Genomic DNA, 19,188 nt, shown 5'->3' on the forward strand with positions numbered 1-19,188 from the left:
CCGGATCCTGGAGGTCTTCGGGAGCTATCCGAAGCGGTTCCACATCCGGAACACGGACCTGCGGGTCACGGGCCCCGATCGGAAGGGGAGGCGGACCGTCGAGGTCGTCGCCGGTCCGCCCGAGGCCCCGGCGACACAGCACACCTGGCACCTGTCGGCCGAGGAATGGCAGCGGGCCCAGGGCCTGGAAGCCCTGCTGGAAACGGTACGGGCGGCCATCGCGTCCGCCCGGGAGCACGGAGCCTGAGGGTTGTCCGCAGCTGCGGCCGAGGACGGCCGCAGCCCTGTCAGCGGCTCGGGCACGGGTTCCGGTAGGCGATGTCGGGCGCGTACAGGCGCCATTGGGCGGGGCTGACGGAGCCCCTGCTGTAGGAGCACAGGCGGTCGGCGAGCCTGGCGGGATCGGTGTCGAGCAGCGAGACGGTCCGGTTGGAGGCGACGAGGAGGGTGGGCCCGGTCGCCACGAGCGCGACCGCGCGGATCGTGTCGCCGCTCGGATTGGCGACGGAGGCCACCAGAACGGGAGCGGTGGGGTTGCGGACGTCCCAGAGTTCCAGGGTGCTGCTGTTCCAGATGGCCATGAGCGCGCCGTTCTGGGCGAATTCGACGCCCTTGACACCCTGCACCGTCTGAATGGTCGTCTCGGGACGGGGATGCCCCGGATCGCCGGTGTCCCAGAGAGACGGCGCTTCCGTTGTTGGCGCCGGCGGCGAGCAGCCGGCCGTCACCGCTCAGGCCCAGGACGTCGTTGAAGGCACCGGGCACGGTGACCCTCGACGTCGGCTCGCCGCCGGCGGTGAAGTGGAACAGTTCCAGGGCCGAGCACTTGCAGGTGATGTCCGGTGTACTCGTGACGGCCATGACCGTACCGGCCGGGGTGTCGCGGGAGAGCGCGGAACCCATGTTCAGCGAGTCGGCGGAGCCACCGGAATCGGAGGAGCCCTCCGGGGGTTTGATCGCCGAGGAGCCGGTGCGCCTCGGTTTCGCCGGGTCGCTGACGTCCCACCAGTCGAAACCGGCCTTGCTCGCCAGGTAGGCCGTGCGGCCGTGGTTCAGCAGGCCGGCGTCGTGGCCGTCGGCGTCGGGGGCGGGGATCGAGCCGGCCTCCGTCGCGTCGAGCGAGTCGGTGACCCGCCACAGGTGGAGCACCCGGCCCCTGATCACCGCGATGAGGTGGCCACCGTCGTCCCAGGTCACCCCGAAGCTGATGATCACGTCACCGACGGCCGACGGGGTGGCGGGGAAGTCGGCGGTGCCGAGCGAGGCGGCCTTGACCGGGTGGTGCGGATCACTCACGTTCCAGAGCCGGACCTCGCCCTCCCATCCGACGGTCAGCAGCGCGTCCGCGCGGAGGAACGCGGTGCTCCGCACGGAGACCGGCAGGGTCGCGACGAGGGCGGGGCCCGTGGACGCGGAGAGGTCCCAGAGCCCGACGGACCGCGTGGTCGGGGTCGGCGCAGTCGCGGTGACCTGCTGCGCCGCGGCCATCAGGCGGCCGTCCGGGCTGAACGACCAGGAGGGGAGGCCGCCGGGCAGCCGGGCCTCGTCGATCTGCCGGACCGGTGCGCGCCACCGGCGCAGCACACCGTCGCCGCCCACCGTCAGCAGCCCGCCGGCCCCGGTCGTGGCCATGGCGTAGAGGCCGGCGGCCGTCTTCATGCAGCTCGACTTCGCGGACCCCAGGGCCAGGTTGTCCGCGGACAGGGGGACGACGCACAGATCGCCCTTGGGGTCCTTCACGTCCGTCCCGCCGTAGGCGAGCTGGCGGCCGTCCCGGCTGAAGGCCACCGCGCTCACGTTCGCGGAGCCCCCCGTCGAGACTCTGACGGCCTCGGGGTGGGCCGGGTCCCCGAGCCGCCAGAGACCGACGTCCCGCTGGCTTCCGGCGGCCAGCATGCCGCCGTCGGGGCTGAAGACGATCGACTTGTACCCGGTCTCCAGGGTGGCCGGATTGGCCGGGTCGACCGGGTTGACCGGGTTGACCGGGTCGGCGATGTCCCACAGCTGGGTCCTGCCGCCGAGAACGGTGGTGGCGAGCAGACTTCCCCGCGGCGAGAAGGCCACGGCGGCGAGGGCCCCGGGCCCCTGCCCGGTCGGGTTGCGCAGCCGGGCGAGCTCCGTGGGGGCGGTGGGCCGGGCGATCGACCACAGGCGGGTGTCGCCGTTTCCCAGGGCCGCTGCCAGCAGCGTGCCGTCCGCACTGGTGGCCATCGACATGACGCCCGCCCGTTCCCCCGCCGGGTCGGTCGCCAAGGGCAGCCGGGCCGCGATCACGGGCCTCCCGGGGTCGGCGAGGCTCCACAGGCACAGGCCTCCCCCGGTGCCGCACGAGGCGGCCAGGTGGGACCCGTCCGGGGTCAGGGCAATGCCCGTCAGGCCGACCTCGACGGTCGAGCGGAGCGCCGGCGCGTCCGGGTCGGCGATGTCCCAGATCCGGACCACTCCGTCCTGGTTCACCGCGGCGACCAGGGACGCACGGGCGGAGGTCGCCATGACGAGGGTGTCCTTGCCGGCCTCGCCGACGACACTGTTCAGCAACGAGCCGCTCAGGTCGTACAGCTGGGCGGCGGCCTCCTGGGTGGGGGACGTCCGGTGGGCGGCGATCGCGAACTGGGCGGCCAGTCCGGGATCGGTGCCGCCGAGGGCCTGCGCGCGGGCGGCCAGATCCTTGGAGTTCACGACCGCCGCCTTCTGGGCGGTGGCGTCCCTCTCCCGGGCGGTGGCGTGGCGTTCCCGCACGGTGAGCACGCCCCCGGTCACGGCGGCCAGCAGCGTCACGCACAGCGCCGCGGCCACCGTGCCCTGCCTCCGCCGGCGCGACCGGCGGTGGACGCGACCGCGTTGCAGGTAGTCCCGTTCGGCCTCGCTCAGATCCCCGGCCCGGCTGTGCAACCAGGGCTCGGCGCCCGCCAGCGTGATCCTCTTCGGCAGCAGATCGTGGTCGCGCCCGCCGCGCTCCCAGCGCTCCCGGTCGTGCCGCAGGACCTCCCTCCAGGCCAGGAACGCGCGGTCCTCCTCGACCCAGGCGCGCAGCTTGTCCCAGGCGTTGATCAGCGCCTCGTGCGCGAGCTCCACCGTGTCCGCGCCTTCGGCGCTGCGCCCGACGACCAGCAGCCGCTCGTCGGCGAGCCGCTGGGCGATGCGCCACTCGTCCTCGCCGAGCTCGGTGCGCAGCGCCGTCCGACGGGTGGCGGACAGCGAACCCAGCGGCACCCGGACGAGCTGGGTGAAGAGACGGCGGGCGGCCCCCCGCTCCTCCTCCGGCGAAACCTTGTACCGCAGGACGTCGTTGGCGTAGGCGCCCAGTGCGCCCTTGACGCCGCCGAGCGCCTCGTAGGCCTGGTGGGTCAGCAGACCGGCGTCCTGGCGCCGCCAGAGCAGGTCGAGGGTGAAGCCCAGCAGCGGCAGCGCGCCCGGTTCGGCTCCGGTGTCGTCCAGCAGTCGCTCGGCCAGGTTGGGCGCGTAGCGCACCCCCGCGACAGCGTCGACCGGCGCGGTGACGACCTGGTGCAGCTGTTCGCGGCTCATCGGGCCGAGTGCGTAGACCTGCCGGCCGATGACCGGGCCGAGGAGCGGATGGGCCAGCGCCGCCTCCAGGAAGTCGGCCCGCAGGGTGGTCAGGACACGGACGGTGTTCGGCAGGGTGTCGGTGAACAGCACGGCGGCCAGTTCGTCGACGGCGGACCGGCCGCGCACCAGCAGCTCCTCGAACTGGTCCAGCACCAGGAGCAGTTGGTTCGCACCGTGGAGTTCCAGGAGCCGGGGCACGAGGTCGGCCATGCCCTGCGGACCGGCCAGCACGGCGGCCAGGACGGGGGCCCGCTCAAGACGCTGCGTCACCGACAGCGACGGCTCCAGCAGCGGCAGCAGCGCGGCGGCCAGCGCCGACAGCGGACTGCTGCCGGAGTCCGGCCGCAGGGTCACCGCCAGAGCCCCCGCCGCACGGCGCCGGGGAACCACCCCGGCCATGGCCAGCGACGACTTCCCGGAGCCGGAGGGGCCCACCACGGTGACCCAGCGCTCGCGCGCCGTCAGGACGGCGACCTCCTCGCTCTCGGTGTACCGGCCGTGGAAGACCGCCGCGTCCGACTCCTGGAACGAGGTCAGGCTGCGGAACGGCGACGGCGGCATCGCGACGGCCCGCAGCCCGGGCCAGGCCGCCGTCAGTCCGTCGGTGGGGGTCAGGTAGCTCACCGGGGGATCGGTCGCCTCGGCGATCGTCACCATGCCGACCACCCCGCCGAGGCGGTCGTCCCACACCGGGCTCCCGCTGAACCCCCCGGAGACCCGGTAGCCCCTGGAGGCGAGGTCGACCTGGAGCAGCCCCCCGCCCTGTCGGCCCCGCAGCACGCCCGCGTGCCAGACCCCGTCCGAACGGCCCACCGGGAAGCCGAACACCCGCACGGGGTGGTCCCAGACGTTCTCGGCCCGGGTCTCGACGGGCCGGACCGGGCGGGCGCCGGCCAGCGGGGCGGCCAGCCGCAGCACCGCGACGTCCCCGCCACGCTCCGGGGTCCGCGGCACCCAGTGCTCAACGACCGCCATCACCCCCGCCACGGCCGGCCGGCCCGCCCCGGACGGCACCGGCAGCAGGGGCAGGTCCACGAACACCCAGGAGCCGACGCCCGGTTCGACGCCCTGCCCGGCGAGCGCCGCCGAGACCACGTGCGCACAGGTGACGGCCAGGTCGGGTGCGACCAGGAAGCCCGCGCCGACCGGCCTGCTCAGCGCGTCGTGGATCCGCAGCACCGCGGCGTCCAGCGCGTTCGACCCGACGCCCTCCACGGGCCCGGGGACCGGCGCCGTCACGGCGCGGGCTCCTCCGCCGCCGGTTCGACCGCCTGGTCCGTCCCGTCGGCCGGTGTCCGTTTCCAGGTCAGCGAGACCTTGAAGTTCGCCTGCGCCGAGGTGCTGGAGATCACCACGTCCGCCTCCGCGGACAGCGACAGCCCGAACTCGATGCCGATCTCGTCCGGTGCGTGGGCCATGCCGCGGAAGCCGTCGACGAAGTCCTGCGCCACCGGCCTCACCCCGGCCAGCATCTCGCCCAGCGACCGTGTGGCACGGGCCACCACCTGGCCGGGCCGGGCCACCTGCACCAGGCCCTCCGAGGCCTGCTCGATCTCGATCCTCACGACGTCCGGGATACCGCCCCCCGGACCGACCGGCAGTTCAACGAGGTACGCCATCTCTCCCCCTCGGAGCCTCATCGGCCCCATGCGTGCGTGGTGTCCCTGTCCCTGTCCCCGTATCGCTCCCGCCGACGCGGCCGGCGCGAACCCGTGGGAACCCGCCTGCCGGGCAGGGGGAATCACCGTACAAGCCCGCACCGGGGAGTGCCTCGGGAACGGACAGAACTGGCGACAACTCGTATATGAGTACTAAGACTTGTGGATCTCAGCGGCGGGCGGATGCCGCCGCCCACCGGCCGGCCGGTAGGCGCGGGGGCCCAGAAATCGGGCCCGGGCTTCCGGCCGTGGTTGGCCTCCTTCCTCCATCGGGCCTTCTTCCTGCCGGCGCGCCCGGACATCGTGCTCCTTCTCCGGGTCCGTGGGTGCCGGCGGTTCAGGCGGCACGGGTGCGGTCAGCTCCTGCGGTACCACCATGCCAACTCCGGGTCCGCCGTCGGCTCGTGGTGCGTTCGCCGGAGGAGCACCCCGTCCAGCCGATCGACCTGCACCCGGAGTTCGCCGGCGGCCCTCGGCGGAAGCATGAACAGAGCGTCCCGCAACGTGTCCCGGGCCCCGCTCCCGTTCGAGCACGCGAACGGCGGCGTTCGCCGCTCCCGACAGACCTGGGACATCGCGATACCGCACCCAGAGCGTTCCCCGGCCGCGCGCCCACGGGAGAGCTCTTGTTCACGGCCCTCGCGCCGACGACCCCGGGGCGGCTTCCGGTGCGTCAGCCGGTTGCCGGCCCCGGCCGGTGGGAGAGGCGGATCACCGTCGTGGAGTCGACGGTGCGGGCGCCCGCCATGGTGCCGCACCCGGTGCTGATGCTGGTGCCCGCGCCGCTCAGCGTGTCACCGGCGAAGCGCGCGCTGTCGGAGGTGACCCTGCCGGCGGCGACCAGCGAGGCGGTCCCGTAGGCCTTGACGACGTCGACGCGGTCGAACCCGAGCGTGGAGACGGCGCCGTCCGCCCAGGTGACGCGGGTGGCCGAGGTGTCGCCGTGCTCGTCGCCGGTGCATTCGGTGCGCGGCAGGGTGAGGGTGTGGTCGACGGTCCCGGCGGCAACGGGCCGGCCTGCCGGGTCGACGCACTTCACGGTGCCGGTCATGTGCAGGGTGTCGGCCTGGGGCCTGTTGCCGCCGCCCGAGCCGACGGGGGTGCCGAAGGTGCCGTGGAGGGTGCGCACGCAGGTGGCGTCGACCTCGGGATCGGCGGAGGCGGCGCCGGCCGGAATGGCCGCTTCGAGGAGTGCCACGGCGGTCAGTGCGGCGCCGACGAGTACGGGTTTCATGAGCTGGATTTTCTCCTGTTGAATTCGGGTTCGATCAACGAATTTCCTGGGCCACGACTTCGGCGCCGCGCACGGGAGCCAGGGCCGTAGCCACCCGGTCCACCCGCGAGAGATATTCCGACCGGGAAACGATCTGATCGTTATCCGAATCAAACATTGAGAAGATACGACGTTCTACTTCATCACACACAGCGGTCCCCTCCGGTATTCGTCCGCGGTTTTCCGGAACCGCACAATACCGACGGAGACGCCCGTTCCCAGGAGGCGCGCGATCCGGGGAGGCGCCCGATCCACCCGCCGTGGGCGGGCCGCGGTGCACCGGCCGCGGGCAAGCAGCGGTGCACCGGCCGCGACCACTGCCGGTGCACCGCTCCTCCTGGTTCCCGCGCTCAGTGAAGGACGTCGAGGGCGTTGTCCGCGTCGTTGACGAAGTAGACGGCGTCCTGGTCGAGGTCCAGCGCGAGACCGAAGAGCGCGCCGGCGCCGGGCGGGGTGCCCTCGTTGTTGATCTGCTTGATCGCCACCTGCCGCCCCTCGGGGGTCGTCTCGACGATGTTGCCGTCCCCGCCGTTGACCGTGAGGATGTCACCCCGGGGTGTGATCGCCAGCCCCAGCGGGGCGTTGAGGCCGCCGCCCTCGGTGACGACCCGGCCGATGCCCGCGCTGTCCGTGCGGGCGACCGCGTGCGGGATCGCGGTGATCCGGCTCAGCACCGCGTCGGCGACGAACAGCGTGCCGTCATGGCCGAGGCCGACCCCGGTCGGGCCGACCACCAGGGCCGCCGGGTCCGTCCGCTCGGGGAACCCGGAGCCGATCTCGGTGGTGGCCACCCGCTGCGGCGGCTGGTCGTCCTCGGTGCACAGGGTGATCCGCAGGACGGTGCCCCGGTCGACCTCCGCGCCGCCGGCGGCGACCGTCCCGTTGAGCACGTTGGTGACGAACAGCTCGCTGCGCTTGCCGGTGCTGACGGCGGTCATGTCCCACGGGCCGTTGATGCCGTCGCCCGCGATGGTCTCCCGGACGGTTCCGTGCCGGTCGAGCACCAGCAGGCAGCCGGCCTGGGCGGTGTCGGACGTGCCGTCCGCGGTGGGCAGGCTGCCGACCACGACCCAGCCGCCGGGCAGGACGGTCAGCGCCGTGGTCAGGCCGACCCCGCCGGGGCAGGGGCCGGGCAGGTTGTTCGGGTCGATCGTGGCGAACGTCGTCCTGCTGCCGCCCGGGGTCACCTGGACCAGGGTGGTGCCGGTGCCCTGGAGGTTGGCCGAGTTGTTGAAGTTGCTGATCAGAACGTTGCCCCGGTGCAGGTCACCGACGCTCTCCTGGATGGTGAACGTGCCGTACGGGTTGACGTCGCCGTTCTCGGGGACGGTGGACGCGACGGCGGACACGGTGTGCAGCCGGTCCAGGAACGGCGGTGGGTCCGCCGCGCCGGCCGGGGACGCGGCAGCGGCCAGACCGAGGGTCAGCGCGGTGGTCACCAGCGCGTTCGAACATGCCCGAAGCTTCATGTGCACATGCCTTCTGGAGGGCGGACCGGACCTCCGGTTCCCGGACGGCCCGACCCGCGGAAGTACTCGGATCGCCCCCGGAACGTCACGCTAGGCGCAAGCCACCGCACCCCGCCTCACGACGTCCGCCAAACGCCGATCACACTGAGTGACGACAGTGCGCCGATACTCGGTGCGGTGCTGGACCTCGTCGGCATCGCCCTGCCCGAGACGGAGCAACACCCGCAGGAGGGCGCCGGTCCGCCTTCCGGGGCCATCCGGCCCTGACGGCTCGTTCCCACTCGGATCCCGCTCGAACGCTCGCCATCGACGCGCCCCGGGCGCAGGCTGCTTCCGTGACCGTGTCCGGACGGACGCGGTGCGAGCGGAAGGACGAACATGACGAGCACACGCGGCCGCATCGCCGCCCTGGTGGGCGCCTTCGCGGTGGTCGCCGGCACCACCCTGACGACCCCCGCCCTCGCCTCCACCGGAGCCGGAGCATTGACCGGAGCCGGAACGTCAGCCGGAGCCGGAGCGTCAGCCGGCGGCGAAGCCCTGGCCGGCGGCAGGATCACCGGGCAGGCACCCTGCCCGGACGCACCCGAGTTCACCTGCGGGACCCTCACCGTCCCGCTCGACCACAGCGGCGCCACCCCCGGCAGCCTCGACCTCGCGGTCGCCTTCACCGGCAACACCAAGGCCCCCAAGGGCGACCTGCTGTTCCTCACCGGCGGCCCCGGCCAGTCCAGCGTCCCGGCGATCAAGCAGATCGCCGGCAAGCTGGAGCCCGTCCTCAAGGACTACCGCCTGGTCATGTACGACCAGCGCGGCACCGGCCGGAACGCGCTCCAATGCCCCGGCCTCCAGGAGGACATGGGCTCCTCCGACCTCGCCCTGCCGCGCAAGCAGTCCGTCGCCGACTGCGCCACCGCCCTCGGCACCGACGCCCGCCACTACAGCACCGCCGACACCGTCGCCGACATCGACCTGCTGCGCCGCGCCCTCGGCGACCGGCGCCTGACCCTGGACGGCGTCTCCTACGGCACCATCGTCGCGAAGCGGTACGCGCTCGCCCACCCGGCGCACGTGGCCCGGCTGGTGCTCGACTCGGTGGCGCCGCCCCAGGGTTTCGACCCCCTCGACCTGGCCGCGCTGCCCGCGAGCGCCCGGATCCTGCGGGCCGCCTGCCGGGCCACCGGCTGCACCACCGACCCGGCCGCCGACCTCGCCGCCACCGTTCGGCGGTACGGCAACGGAGCGCAGGTCCTGAGTGCGCTCACCGGCTACGAGTTCATCGACCCGGACTTCGGCGGGGTCCCGGACATCCTGCACGAGGCCGCCGCCGGGCAGCCCGCGAAGCTCCAGGACTTCTTCGAACTCGTCCACCGGGAGGTCGACGCCGCCCCGGCCGAGGATCTCAGCCAGGGGCTGCACTCCGCCACCCTGTGCGCCGACTCGCGCTTCCCGTGGGGCACCACCGACACCCCGGTCGAGGGCCGGGCGGCCGCACTGGAGCGCACCCGGCAGCGGCTGACCACCGAGCAGACCTGGCCGTTCGACCCGGCGACCGCGACCGGGCTCGGCAGCCTCCTGGTCTGCCTGGACTGGCCGCGCGAGCCCGTCCCGCCGATCCCGCCGGCGCACCGCAAGCTGCCCGACGTGCCGGTGCTGCTGCTCGGCGGCGACCGGGACCTGGCCACGCCCTATGAACTGCTCTTCCAGCAGGCCGAGTTCGCGCACCATCCGCAGATCGTGATCGTCCCGGGCGCGGCGCACTCGGTGCAGAACCGGGCGGCGAACCCGGCCGGACGGCAGGCGGTGTACGACTTCCTGCTGAAGTAGCGGACGGTCGACGGTCGGCCCCGGGGCGGGGCTACGGCCGCCGGTCGGTCCGCTCCTCGGCGGGGGTGCGGATGGCGAGAACGGCCATGTCGTCGTGGCCGTCGCTGGGGTGGTGGTCGGCGAGGAAGCGGACGAGGTCGTCCAGGGGTTCGCCCGCGTGGGCGGCGGCGAGCTCGGCGAGGGCGTCCAGGCCGCGGTCGATGGGATGGTCGGGGTGTTCGACGAGGCCGTCGGTGAACAGGACGACGGTGCTTCCCGCGGGCAGCGGCTCGGAGTGGTCGGGGCGGTGGAGCTCGGGGTCGATGCCCAGCGGGATGCCGGGTTCGCCGGCCAGGTACCGGGCTCGGCCGTCGGGGGTGAGGACGAGGGGCGGCGGGTGGCCGGCGGTGCTCCAGTGGACGGTCCAGCCGTCGGCGGCGGGTTCGATCCGGGCCAGGCAGGCGGTGGTGACGGGCAGGTCGGTGATGGCGCGCACGGTGAGGTCGAGCCGGGTCAGCACCGAGCTGGGAGGGCTCCCCCGGTCGTACAGCAGGGCGCGCAGCATGTTGCGGGCCTGGGCCATGGCGGCGGCGGCGTACAGGTCGTGCCCGACGACGTCGCCGATGACGGCGGCGCAGGCCTGGTCGGGCAGGACCGCGGCGTCGTACCAGTCGCCGCCGACTCCGGCCGGTTCGGCGGCGGTGCGGTAGACCGCGGCCCCGGAGAACGGGCGCAGGTCCGGCAGCGTGGGCAGCAGCAGCCGCTGGAATTGCTCCGCGCTGTCGCGCAGCTGGCCGAACAGGCGGGCGTTGTCGATGGCGATGCCGGCCGCGCCCGCGAGGGCGCGCACGATCTCCTCGTCGTCCTGGTCGAACGGCCGGCCGTCCACGCGCTCGGAGAGGTAGAGGTCGCCGTAGATCTCGCCGCGGACGGTGACCGCCACGCCCAGCAGGGTGCGCATCGGCGGGTGGCCCGGGGGGAAACCGACCGAGGCCGGGTGCGAGGGGATGTCGTCCACGCGCAGCGGCTCGGGGTGGCGGATCAACTGGCCCAGTACTCCGCGCCCGTGCGGGAACCCGGTTCCGGCGAGGGCCGAGCGCTCCTCCTCCGTCAGGCCGGCGGTGACGAACTGCTCCAGGTGGTCGCCGGAGGGGGCGAGGACGCCGAGCGCACCGTAGCGGGCACCGGCCAGGTCCATGGCCGTGGTGACGATGCGGTGCAGCACCGCGGGCAGGTCCAGGTCGCCGCCGATGGCCAGGACCGCCGACAGCAGCCCCTGCAGCCGGTCCGTCGACCGCGCCAGGGCGCGCAGCTGCGCCGCCGCGCCCTCCGCCTGTTCGTCCGGGTCCGGCCCGGGCCCCGGCAGGTCCCCCTCGGCCGGTGGCCCGGCGGGCTCCCCCGCGGGGCTCATGACATCGCCTCGTTCATGACGGCCAACGCTACCCACGCCACCGCGGCCCGGCCGGGAGCACGCGCCCGGCGCGGGGGCCGATGGCGCGCGGGGGGCCGATAGCGCGCGCCGGAGCCGGCGCGGCGGACGGACCCGGGGTCCGGTCCTGGTGCGGGCGCCGCGGAACGGGCCCGCCCGCACCAGGACCTCGGGCTCAGGCCTCCACGCCGTAGTACTGGGCGAGGAACCCGATCACGTCGTCCGCGTGCGGGAGCAGCTCGGGCAGTTCCCGGGCGAGCGTCGCGCGGGTGGCCTCGGCCAGTTCGGGCAGTCCGGTGGCGGCGGACTTCACGTACGGGTCGAGGCGGCGGACGAGTTCGTAGTTGCTCTCCACGTCCAGCTGTCGCATGGCCTTCTCCAGCGCCGGCGCGTCGGCCGGCGGGATGTCGGGCAGGACCCGGCTGACGAAGGTGACCCGGTGCAGGACCCGCCAGCACGGCGGCTTGCGGTCGGCCTGTCGGGCCTGGCGCAGCGCCGCCGCGTTGGGGTCGTGTCCGTTCTCCAGCCAGGCCGGGTCGACGACCTTGTGGAAGAAGCTGTCGAAGTGCTCGCTGTCCTCCCCGAGGTAGAAGCTGAGGAAGCGGTAGGCGTCCACCTTGCCCGGCACCTTGACGGGGTTTCCGTCCCGGTCGAAGACCGGGTTGCGGTCGGTGTCGTAGCTCTGCAGGTTGCCGCTGGGCGCGACCTCCACCTCCAGCCCGAAGGAGCGGGTGGCCTCCTTGCCGCGGGCCCGGGTGGCGGTCATCCCGCCGCCCACGGAGGCGTCGAGCTGGGCGCCGACGCCGATGCCGGCGATCTGGAAGGAGGTGCCGATCGAGGTGCCCACGGAGCCGGAGAGCGAGTACGAGCCGGCGGTGGTCTCGCTGACCACGTCGGTGGTCTCGGTGGTCTCGGCGAAGAAGCCCCCGGCGGCCGTCCACACGTAGGTGTTGACCAGGTCGCGGCGGGAGAAGCCCTGCCCGGTGGCGCTGTCGGCGGAGTCCCGGCCGCGGGCCGGCGAGGCGTCCGCGCCGATGGCGCCGCCGAGCACCCGGCCGGCCCGCTGGGCGAGCGGGTCGGGGGCGTGGGTCTCGGTGGAGACGCTGTCGTAGTAGCTGTGCAGGCGCTGCTGGTCGCGCTGGATGCGGCGCTTGAGCGCGTACGCCTCGCGGGGCTTGAAGTAGCTGTACTCGCCCCGTTCGCGGGCGCCCTGGTAGTCGGGGTCGGCGACCTTGCCGCGTTCGTCGAAGCCGACGGTGCCGTCCAGGGTGCCCTGCTTGGTGTAGCGCGGGTTGATCGGGAAGGGGACGACGTTCCAGTCCTTGGGGATGTCCGGGTTGGGCTGGATGCGGTAGGCGACGAGGGAGCCGGTGTGCGCCAGGCGCAGCGCGAAGACGTCGGCGGTCTGCGACTGGACGACGGCGAAGCCGGTGTTGGCCGGGACGTACCGCCGCCCGGCGGTGGGGTTGAGCACCCGGCCCGGGTCCTCCCAGTGGCCGGTGAGCGCGACCTTGGTGGTCCGGGCGGTGTTCTCGCCCTGGGAGACGGAGGTGTCCTCGGCCCAGCTGTTGGAGAACTCCAGGTTGCCGCGCACGCTCGCCGAGACGCCGCCCTTGGCGATGGACTTGGCGATGCCGAAGCCGAGCGGGGCGGTGATCATCCAGACGTCGACGTCGACCTCGTTGGAGAGCGCGAAGCCGAAGGCGGCGTCCACGCTGCGCTCCTTGGCGGAGGACAGCGAGCGGACGACCTGTTCGGCCTCGGTGAGTTTGACGGTGGAGGCGCCCTCGAAGGTGTCGCTGCCGGGGTCGGTCAGGCCCGCGGTGAGGTTCTCCGAGGGGATCGGCGGGGCGCCTTCGACGTAGCCGATCAGCTGGGGGTCGAACTGGATCTGGCTGACCCATTCGCTGACCAGTTCGCCGACCTTGTAGCCGGTGACGAGGTGCCAGCGGCCGTCCTGGAGGTAGCTGTAGGCGCGCTTGAGGACGCCGAACGCCTCGCCGCGCGAGCCGTACTGCATGTCGGCGTACTCGGCGACGGCCGGTGCGGCGCCGATGCTCTGGTGGAACGGGGTGCGCAGGCCGGCCAGGGCGGAGCGGACCTGGGCGGCGTCGTTGGAGACCGGCGCGCTGGACAGCACGGTGCGCGGGCGGGTGGCCTCCGGGCCGAACTCCAGGTGGTTGCCGCGCAGGCCCTCGTCGCGGACCTGGGCGGCGCCCGCCTCGGTGGAGTCCCGGTCGAACGGCCAGTAGGCGACCAGGTCCTCCTTCTCGCCCTTGAGCCGGGTGAACAGGTTGTCCAGCAGCTGCTCGTGGGTGCGGGCGGTGCGCCAGATCCGCACCTCCTCCAGCACGCCGTCGAACGCCTCGGCGGGCTTGCCCCGCTTGAGCACCGCGCCCAGGGTCAGCTGCGGGTCGCCGGCGGCGGCGAAGGCGGCGGTGTCGGGCAGGCCCGCGGTGTCGGCCGGGTCGCAGGCCACGGCGACGCCGTTGCGGTACAGCCGGAAGACGCTGCCGCGCGGGTCGGGGTTGCGGACCCAGCGGGCGCCGCGCAGCCGGGCCGGGTGCGAGCCGGTGGCGTCGGCCGTGGTGCCGCCGGCGTTCTCCTCGAAGCGCCAGTGCGCGACCAGGCCGCGGTCCCGGGCGGAGACGGCGGTGCCGAGCCGGGCGGCGTCCCGGGCGGCGCCCCAGATCCGGACCTCGGCGAGCACCCCGGTCAGCTGCTGGACGGTGGCGCCCTCGCGGGCCCGGCCGAGCTCCAGCGGCGCGTCGTTGCCGCGCGGCCCGGGCCCCTCGTAGCGGCCGGTGCCGATCTCCCGGCCGTCCAGGTGGAAGCGGATGTCCTGCCACTCGCGCACGGCGAGCGACTCGACCAGCTCGACGCTCCGGGTGACCGGCTTACCGTCGGCGCCGGTGGCGGTGATCTGCTGGGTGCCCTTCTGCTCCTGCATCGAGCGGCCGCCCTTGCGGACCACGGCGATGCGGTGGAACTGCCCGGCCCGCACGCCCTCGGTGGAGGTGAAGCGCACGGCGCGGCCGTCGGGCTCCTCGAAGGCGAACTCCAGCCGCCCGTCCGGGAGGACGGCCAGCCGGTACGGCACGCTGCCGCCGACGCCGTCGGCGGTGCGGCCCTTGGAGAGCAGGCCCTGGGTCTCGCCGAGCCGGTCGACCCGGGCGAACACCTCCAGGGTCAGGTCGTCGGCGATGTCCAGCGCGTCGTCGTCCGGGACTTCGAGGTGGGCGTCGCCGGTCAACTCGACGGCCCAGGACTGCTGGTAGGCCAGGGCGAGGTGGCTCCACTCGCGCAGCGGGAAGGTCTCCCGGCTGACCACCCGGCGGTCGCCGACGGCCGCGACGACCCGGTGGCCGCCGTCGGCGATCGGCGAGCGGGCCGGGACGGGCTTCGGCATGCCGCGCAGTTCGGCGTGCCGGTCGTTCCCGGAGCGGTCGGTCAGGACGGCCGCGGTGCCGGGGACGGGCGCCGTGTACGTCCAGTAGCCGAGCAGCCCCGCCTCGTTGCCGGTCAGCCGCCGCCCCTGGCCGGCCCGCAGCTCGTCGCCGCCACGCGCCTTGGACCAGAGCCGGACCTCGTCCAGCCGGACGGCGGCGAACTCGCCGGGCCAGCACAGCACGGTGCCCAGCGAGAGCCGTCCCTGCCCTCGGTACGGGGCGTTGGCGGTGCGCCGGGCGATCTCCTGGCCGTCCAGGTAGATCACCTGCTGGCGGGTCTCCCGCTGGAACACGCAGGCCCAGTGGTGCCACTTGGTGTCGGAGAACCGCTTGGTGGTGTCCAGGTCGTCGTCGTAGAAGGCGAACGTGAAGAAGCCGTTCTTGCGGAAGCCGATCTGAAGCGTCTCGTTGGCGCGGCCCTCGGCACCGCTGTGCCCGAGCACCATGTGCGGCCGACTGTCGATCTTGGTTCGCTGGGCCCAGAACTCCACCGTGAAGTCGCCGTCGCCGAAGCCGAAGGCCTCGGGCACCACGGCGGCGTCGTCCGTGCCGTCGAAGACCAGCCCCGAGGTCACCTGGGTGCCGAGCAGGCCGAGGCCGTACGGGGTGTCCCCGGCGTTGGCGTGCAGCAGCCGCACCGGGCCTTCGGCCCGCTCCGGATTGACCCAGGCCTCCAGGGTGAGGTCGCCCGGGGTCGTGGCCCGGGGCAGCTGCCCGGCGGGCAGGGCGAGGAAGCGGCCCTTGCCGTCGAAGGCGTAGGCCCGGCCCGGCATGTCGGCCCGCCAGCGCCCGCCGTGGCCGCGCGCCAGGCCGTCCGCACTGCCCAGTGGCAGTTCGGCCAGGCCCCCGGGGTCGACGGTGATCAGCCGGGAGCCCTCCGCGAGGGTGCTGCCGGGCTGCGAGGACTCGGACCAGCGGTGGTCGTAGCGCACCCGCTGCACGCTCATCCCGGGCTTCAGCAGGGTCAACTCCGCGCCCGCGCCCAGGCGCAGCGACTTCGACCCGGCCGGGTGGCTGCCCTCGAAGCGGAAGCCGTGGCCGCCGACGGTCACGAAGCCGGGGCCGGCCAGCGGGGCGAGGGTGCCCTCGGTGAACTGCACGACGTCGCCGTCGATCCGCAGCACGGTGGCGATCGTCACGGGCTGCTCGGCCGCGCCGTTCACCACGGCGGCGAAGTCCTCGGCCCGGCGGGGCAGGTGCGACCACTTCTCGGTCTGCCCGTCGTGCCGGATGGTGAGGGTGACCTGCGTCGGGCCGTCCCCGGCCTCGACGGTGATCCCGGTGCCGGTGAGGTCGGTTCCCGCGTCCCGGGCTGTGAAGGAGACCGTCCGTCCGCCGGCGGCCAGCTGCCGGGAGGAGCGCAGCACCTGGCTGTCGTAGTAGGCGGCGAAGAACTGGCCGTTGCCGCCCCGGAAGTAGAGCACGACGTTGCCGGTGGCGCTGTCCAGCAGGAACGGGCGGTCGGCGGCGCGGGCGAAGCCCAGCAGCGCGCCGGAACCGCTCAGCCCGGTGCGGTCGACGGTCAGCTGCGGCACCGGCAGGGCGATGTCGTCGGAGCCGCGCACGCCGCCGGTGAGCCGGCCCAGCTCCTCCCGCTTGGCGGCGAGGCCGGCCTGCTGGGCGGCCAGGTCGCGGCGCAGCTGGGCGAGCCGGTCCTGCTTGGTGCCGAGGAGTTCCAGGCGCTGGGTGAACTCGGAGATCTGCCGGCTCAGCCGGTCGGTGGTGGGGCTGGACTTCAGCGAGTTGTCGATCCGCTCCAGGATCAGGACGCCCTCGCCGGAGTCCTTGGCCGTCGCGTAGTCGTACTGGACGATGCGGTCGCCCTGGCTGTCCCGGGCCGCGACCAGCTGGTAGCTGTGCCGGGCCACCAGGCTGTTGCCGTTCCAGCCGTCGAGCGCGAAGTGGGTGGCGGCGTTGTCGGCCTCCCGGCGGTACTGGATCAGGGGGATGTCGTTGCCGGTCCTCCGGTTGTCGACGTTCATGTCGAGTCCGGAGTTGGCGTTCCTGACGAAACAGCAGGCGTAGCCGTTGAGCGTGGTGCCGGTCGGCTCGAAGGTCCAGATCGTGGACGCGGCCTGTCGGTCGGCGGTGCGCACCAGCGGGGCGACGCTGTCCTTGCGGTCGCCTTCCACCGCGAGGTACTGGTCCTTGCCGTCCTTCTGCAGCTTGAACCGCAGCCGGTAGCGCCAGTAGGTGACGTCGCTCTCCAACTCGGCGCGCACCTCGGCGCGTTGGCGCTCGACGTCGGGGATCTCGGCGGTCTCCAGCTGGAGGCGGGTGATCTCGGCCTCGGTGCCCGCGATGTCCCGGGTCAGCCGAGCCACCTGGGCGTCCACCTCGCCGGCCGCCTCCACGTTCCCACTGGACTCCGGCGCGGCCAGCACCGGCAGGGACAGCTCCTCCGGTACCTGGGCCAGCCGGCCGTCCCGGCCCACGCCGAGGTCCACGGTGGCGACGTAGGCCTCGTCGGTGGCCTGGCCGGTCACCGGGTCGGGCCCGCCGGTGGTGCAGGCGAGCAGCACCCTGGCCTGGCGCTTGACCGGCTTGGACGCCTGGTCGTAACCGGCGGGCGCGGTCTCCTGCTGGTGGTGCAGCAGCGCGGACAGGCCGGAGAGCACCCGGCGCCCGGAGAAGGCGAAGCTGCTGCGGCTCACCCCGGGGTCCTCGCCGACCGGGGCCTCGGAGGTGACCCAGGAGGGTCCGCCGCTCAGCGCGGCGTGCCGGGCGTGGTCGGTCTGGTCGTGCAGCGTGGTGCCGGAGCCCTCGTCGAAGCGGTAGTAGGCGGCCAGGCCCGGCTCGTTGCCGAGCAGGCGGCGGCCGCGGTCGGCGGCGATCTCCGCGCCGCCGCGCGCGCGGAACCAGATCCGCACCTCGTCCAGTTCGCCACGCCCGTACGAGCGGATGCCGCGTCCGAGGGTGAGCCCGCCGAGGCCGGCGTACGGCATGTCCGTGGTGCGGCGGCCGAGTTCGACGCCGTCGCGGTAGACGATCTGCTCGCAGGTGTCCCGGACGAAGACGCAGGCCCAGTGGTGCCAGTCGGTGTCCGTGGTGCGCGGCGGGACGTTCAGATCGTCGCCGTAGAAGGCGAAGGTGAAGGTGTCGTCGCCGCGGAAGCCGATGTGCAGGGTGCGCAGCCGGACCCCCTTGGAGGCGCCGTGGCCGATCAGGAAGTCCTCGCGGCCGCCGGTGGCGGTGCGCCGGGCCCAGAACTCCACCGTGAAGTCGCGGTCGGCCAGGTCGAGGGCGCTGTTCGGGAGTTCGGCCAGGTCGTCGTCGCCGTCGAAGCGCAGCGCCGTCCCGGCGCGGCCGCCCTCGCCCGCCGCGGGCACCAGCGGCCTGCCGGTGAACGGGCAGGTGCCGGGCGCACCCTCGTGGACGGCGCTCCGGTAGCGCGAGTCGGGGCTGGTCCAGGCCTGGGTGCCCTGGGTGTTGAACAGGCCGTCCCGGCTGCGCTCGACGCTGAAGCCGTCGATCCGGCCGGTGGCGTCGTTGTGCGCGAAGACCTGCCAGCGCTCCCGGCCGTGCACGGCGGTGGGGACCAGCAGGGCGGTGAAGCGGCCCTCGGAGAGGTTGCGGACGAAGGACAGTTCCTGGGTGGGCTCGACGAACGGCTGCCCTTCCATGTCCTGGGTGCCGAGACTGTCCTTGGCGGAGTCCGGGCGGCCCTTGTGCCGGCTGCGCCGGTAGCGGACCTCCAGCACCGGCTTCAACTCGCCGCCGGCCAGGACGAAGCGGTCGCACAGCAGGGTGGCGTCGACCACCGGGGCCTTGGCCTCGCCGCCCTTGGCCAGGTAGTCGGTGCGCGCCGGGTCACCCGAGGAACCGGCGCCGTCGGCGAGCCGGAACACCGCGTCGGGGTGGTCGGCACGCACCGACTGGCGCAGCACGTACAGGTGGGTGCCGTCGGAGAGGACGTGGAAGGGGGCGGCGGCGCCGAGCCGCGCGGTGCTGGACAGGAACCGGTCCAGTTCCTGCTCGTCCAGCCGCTCCGCCGCGTCCGCCTCGACCCGCCCGCCGCGCTTGACGACGGGCATCCGCACCGTGCCCGCCACCGCGTAGCCGACCCGCGCCACCTCGGAGGGGAAGCGCAGTTGCAGCGGGTCCTCCGACCAGTACGCCGCGTCGGCCTCGCCCTTCGCCTCGTCGTGCTGCGACAGGTCCAGGACGCTGTAGACGATGCGCCGTTGGTCGTCCATCGCGAACGCGACCGTGCTGCCCTGGTGCCGCACGGTCGTGGTGTGCACGTAGGCGCGGTCGCTGTAGACCTTCGCCAGGTGCTGCGTCTCCGTCAAGCTTCCACCTCACACCCGGTGGCCGCGGGGTCACCGGCGGCCACACGATCAACACGGTTCGTGCCCACGCTTTCACCGGCTGTGACGATCCATCAAGATACTTTCGCGCCATGACACATGGGCGATCCCGCCACCGCTCCCCCACCCCTCGAACGGGAAGTCGAATCTCCGCTCGTCGCCCGCGGCGGGCGAGCGCGGACGGCGGGCGCCCCGCCCCGGGATTCCGGGACAGGGAGCCCGCCGGC

Annotated in this window: 7 protein-coding genes; 1 reads left to right on the forward strand and 6 read right to left on the reverse strand. The window is 73.7% G+C overall.

From position 1 onward, the window contains the following. Positions 1 to 24: 24 nt before the first annotated feature. From ACFVVA_RS23210 to ACFVVA_RS23225, 4 genes are all read right to left on the reverse strand, one after another. Entirely contained in the window at positions 25 to 4,809 is a 4,785-nt protein-coding gene (locus tag ACFVVA_RS23210) for a trypsin-like peptidase domain-containing protein (protein ID WP_387692179.1), read from the reverse strand. Further along, positions 4,806 to 5,189, reverse strand: a complete 384-nt coding sequence (locus tag ACFVVA_RS23215) for a CU044_2847 family protein (RefSeq protein ID WP_387692181.1) — start codon at positions 5,187 to 5,189, stop codon at positions 4,806 to 4,808. Before ACFVVA_RS23215 ends, ACFVVA_RS23210 begins: the two co-directional genes overlap by 4 nt. Positions 5,190 to 5,901: 712 nt before the next feature. Continuing rightward, a complete protein-coding gene (locus tag ACFVVA_RS23220) occupies positions 5,902 to 6,462 on the reverse strand; it encodes a hypothetical protein (protein WP_387692183.1) in 561 nt (186 codons plus the stop codon). Positions 6,463 to 6,851: 389 nt separating this feature from the next. Further along, entirely contained in the window at positions 6,852 to 7,970 is a 1,119-nt protein-coding gene (locus ACFVVA_RS23225) for a hypothetical protein (protein ID WP_387692185.1), read from the reverse strand. Between the two features lie 378 nt (positions 7,971 to 8,348). Here ACFVVA_RS23225 and ACFVVA_RS23230 point away from each other — a divergent pair, with 378 nt between their 5' ends. Then, on the forward strand, positions 8,349 to 9,794 hold the full coding sequence (locus ACFVVA_RS23230) for an alpha/beta fold hydrolase (protein WP_387692187.1): 1,446 nt from the start codon (positions 8,349 to 8,351) through the stop codon (positions 9,792 to 9,794). Positions 9,795 to 9,825: 31 nt separating this feature from the next. On the opposite strand, the gene ACFVVA_RS23235 is transcribed toward ACFVVA_RS23230, so the two are convergent. Together ACFVVA_RS23235 and ACFVVA_RS23240 are read right to left on the reverse strand one after the other, a co-directional pair. Continuing rightward, positions 9,826 to 11,184: a PP2C family protein-serine/threonine phosphatase gene (locus ACFVVA_RS23235; RefSeq protein ID WP_387692189.1), complete on the reverse strand. Its 1,359-nt coding sequence runs from the start codon at positions 11,182 to 11,184 to the stop codon at positions 9,826 to 9,828. A gap of 193 nt (positions 11,185 to 11,377) precedes the next feature. After that, complete coding sequence (locus ACFVVA_RS23240) at positions 11,378 to 18,943, reverse strand: LamG-like jellyroll fold domain-containing protein (RefSeq protein WP_387692191.1); 7,566 nt, start codon at positions 18,941 to 18,943, stop codon at positions 11,378 to 11,380. Between the last annotated feature and the right edge of the window lie 245 nt (positions 18,944 to 19,188).

This window comes from Kitasatospora sp. NPDC058048 (genome assembly GCF_042885555.1).
GTDB lineage: Bacteria > Actinomycetota > Actinomycetes > Streptomycetales > Streptomycetaceae > Kitasatospora > Kitasatospora lactacystinica.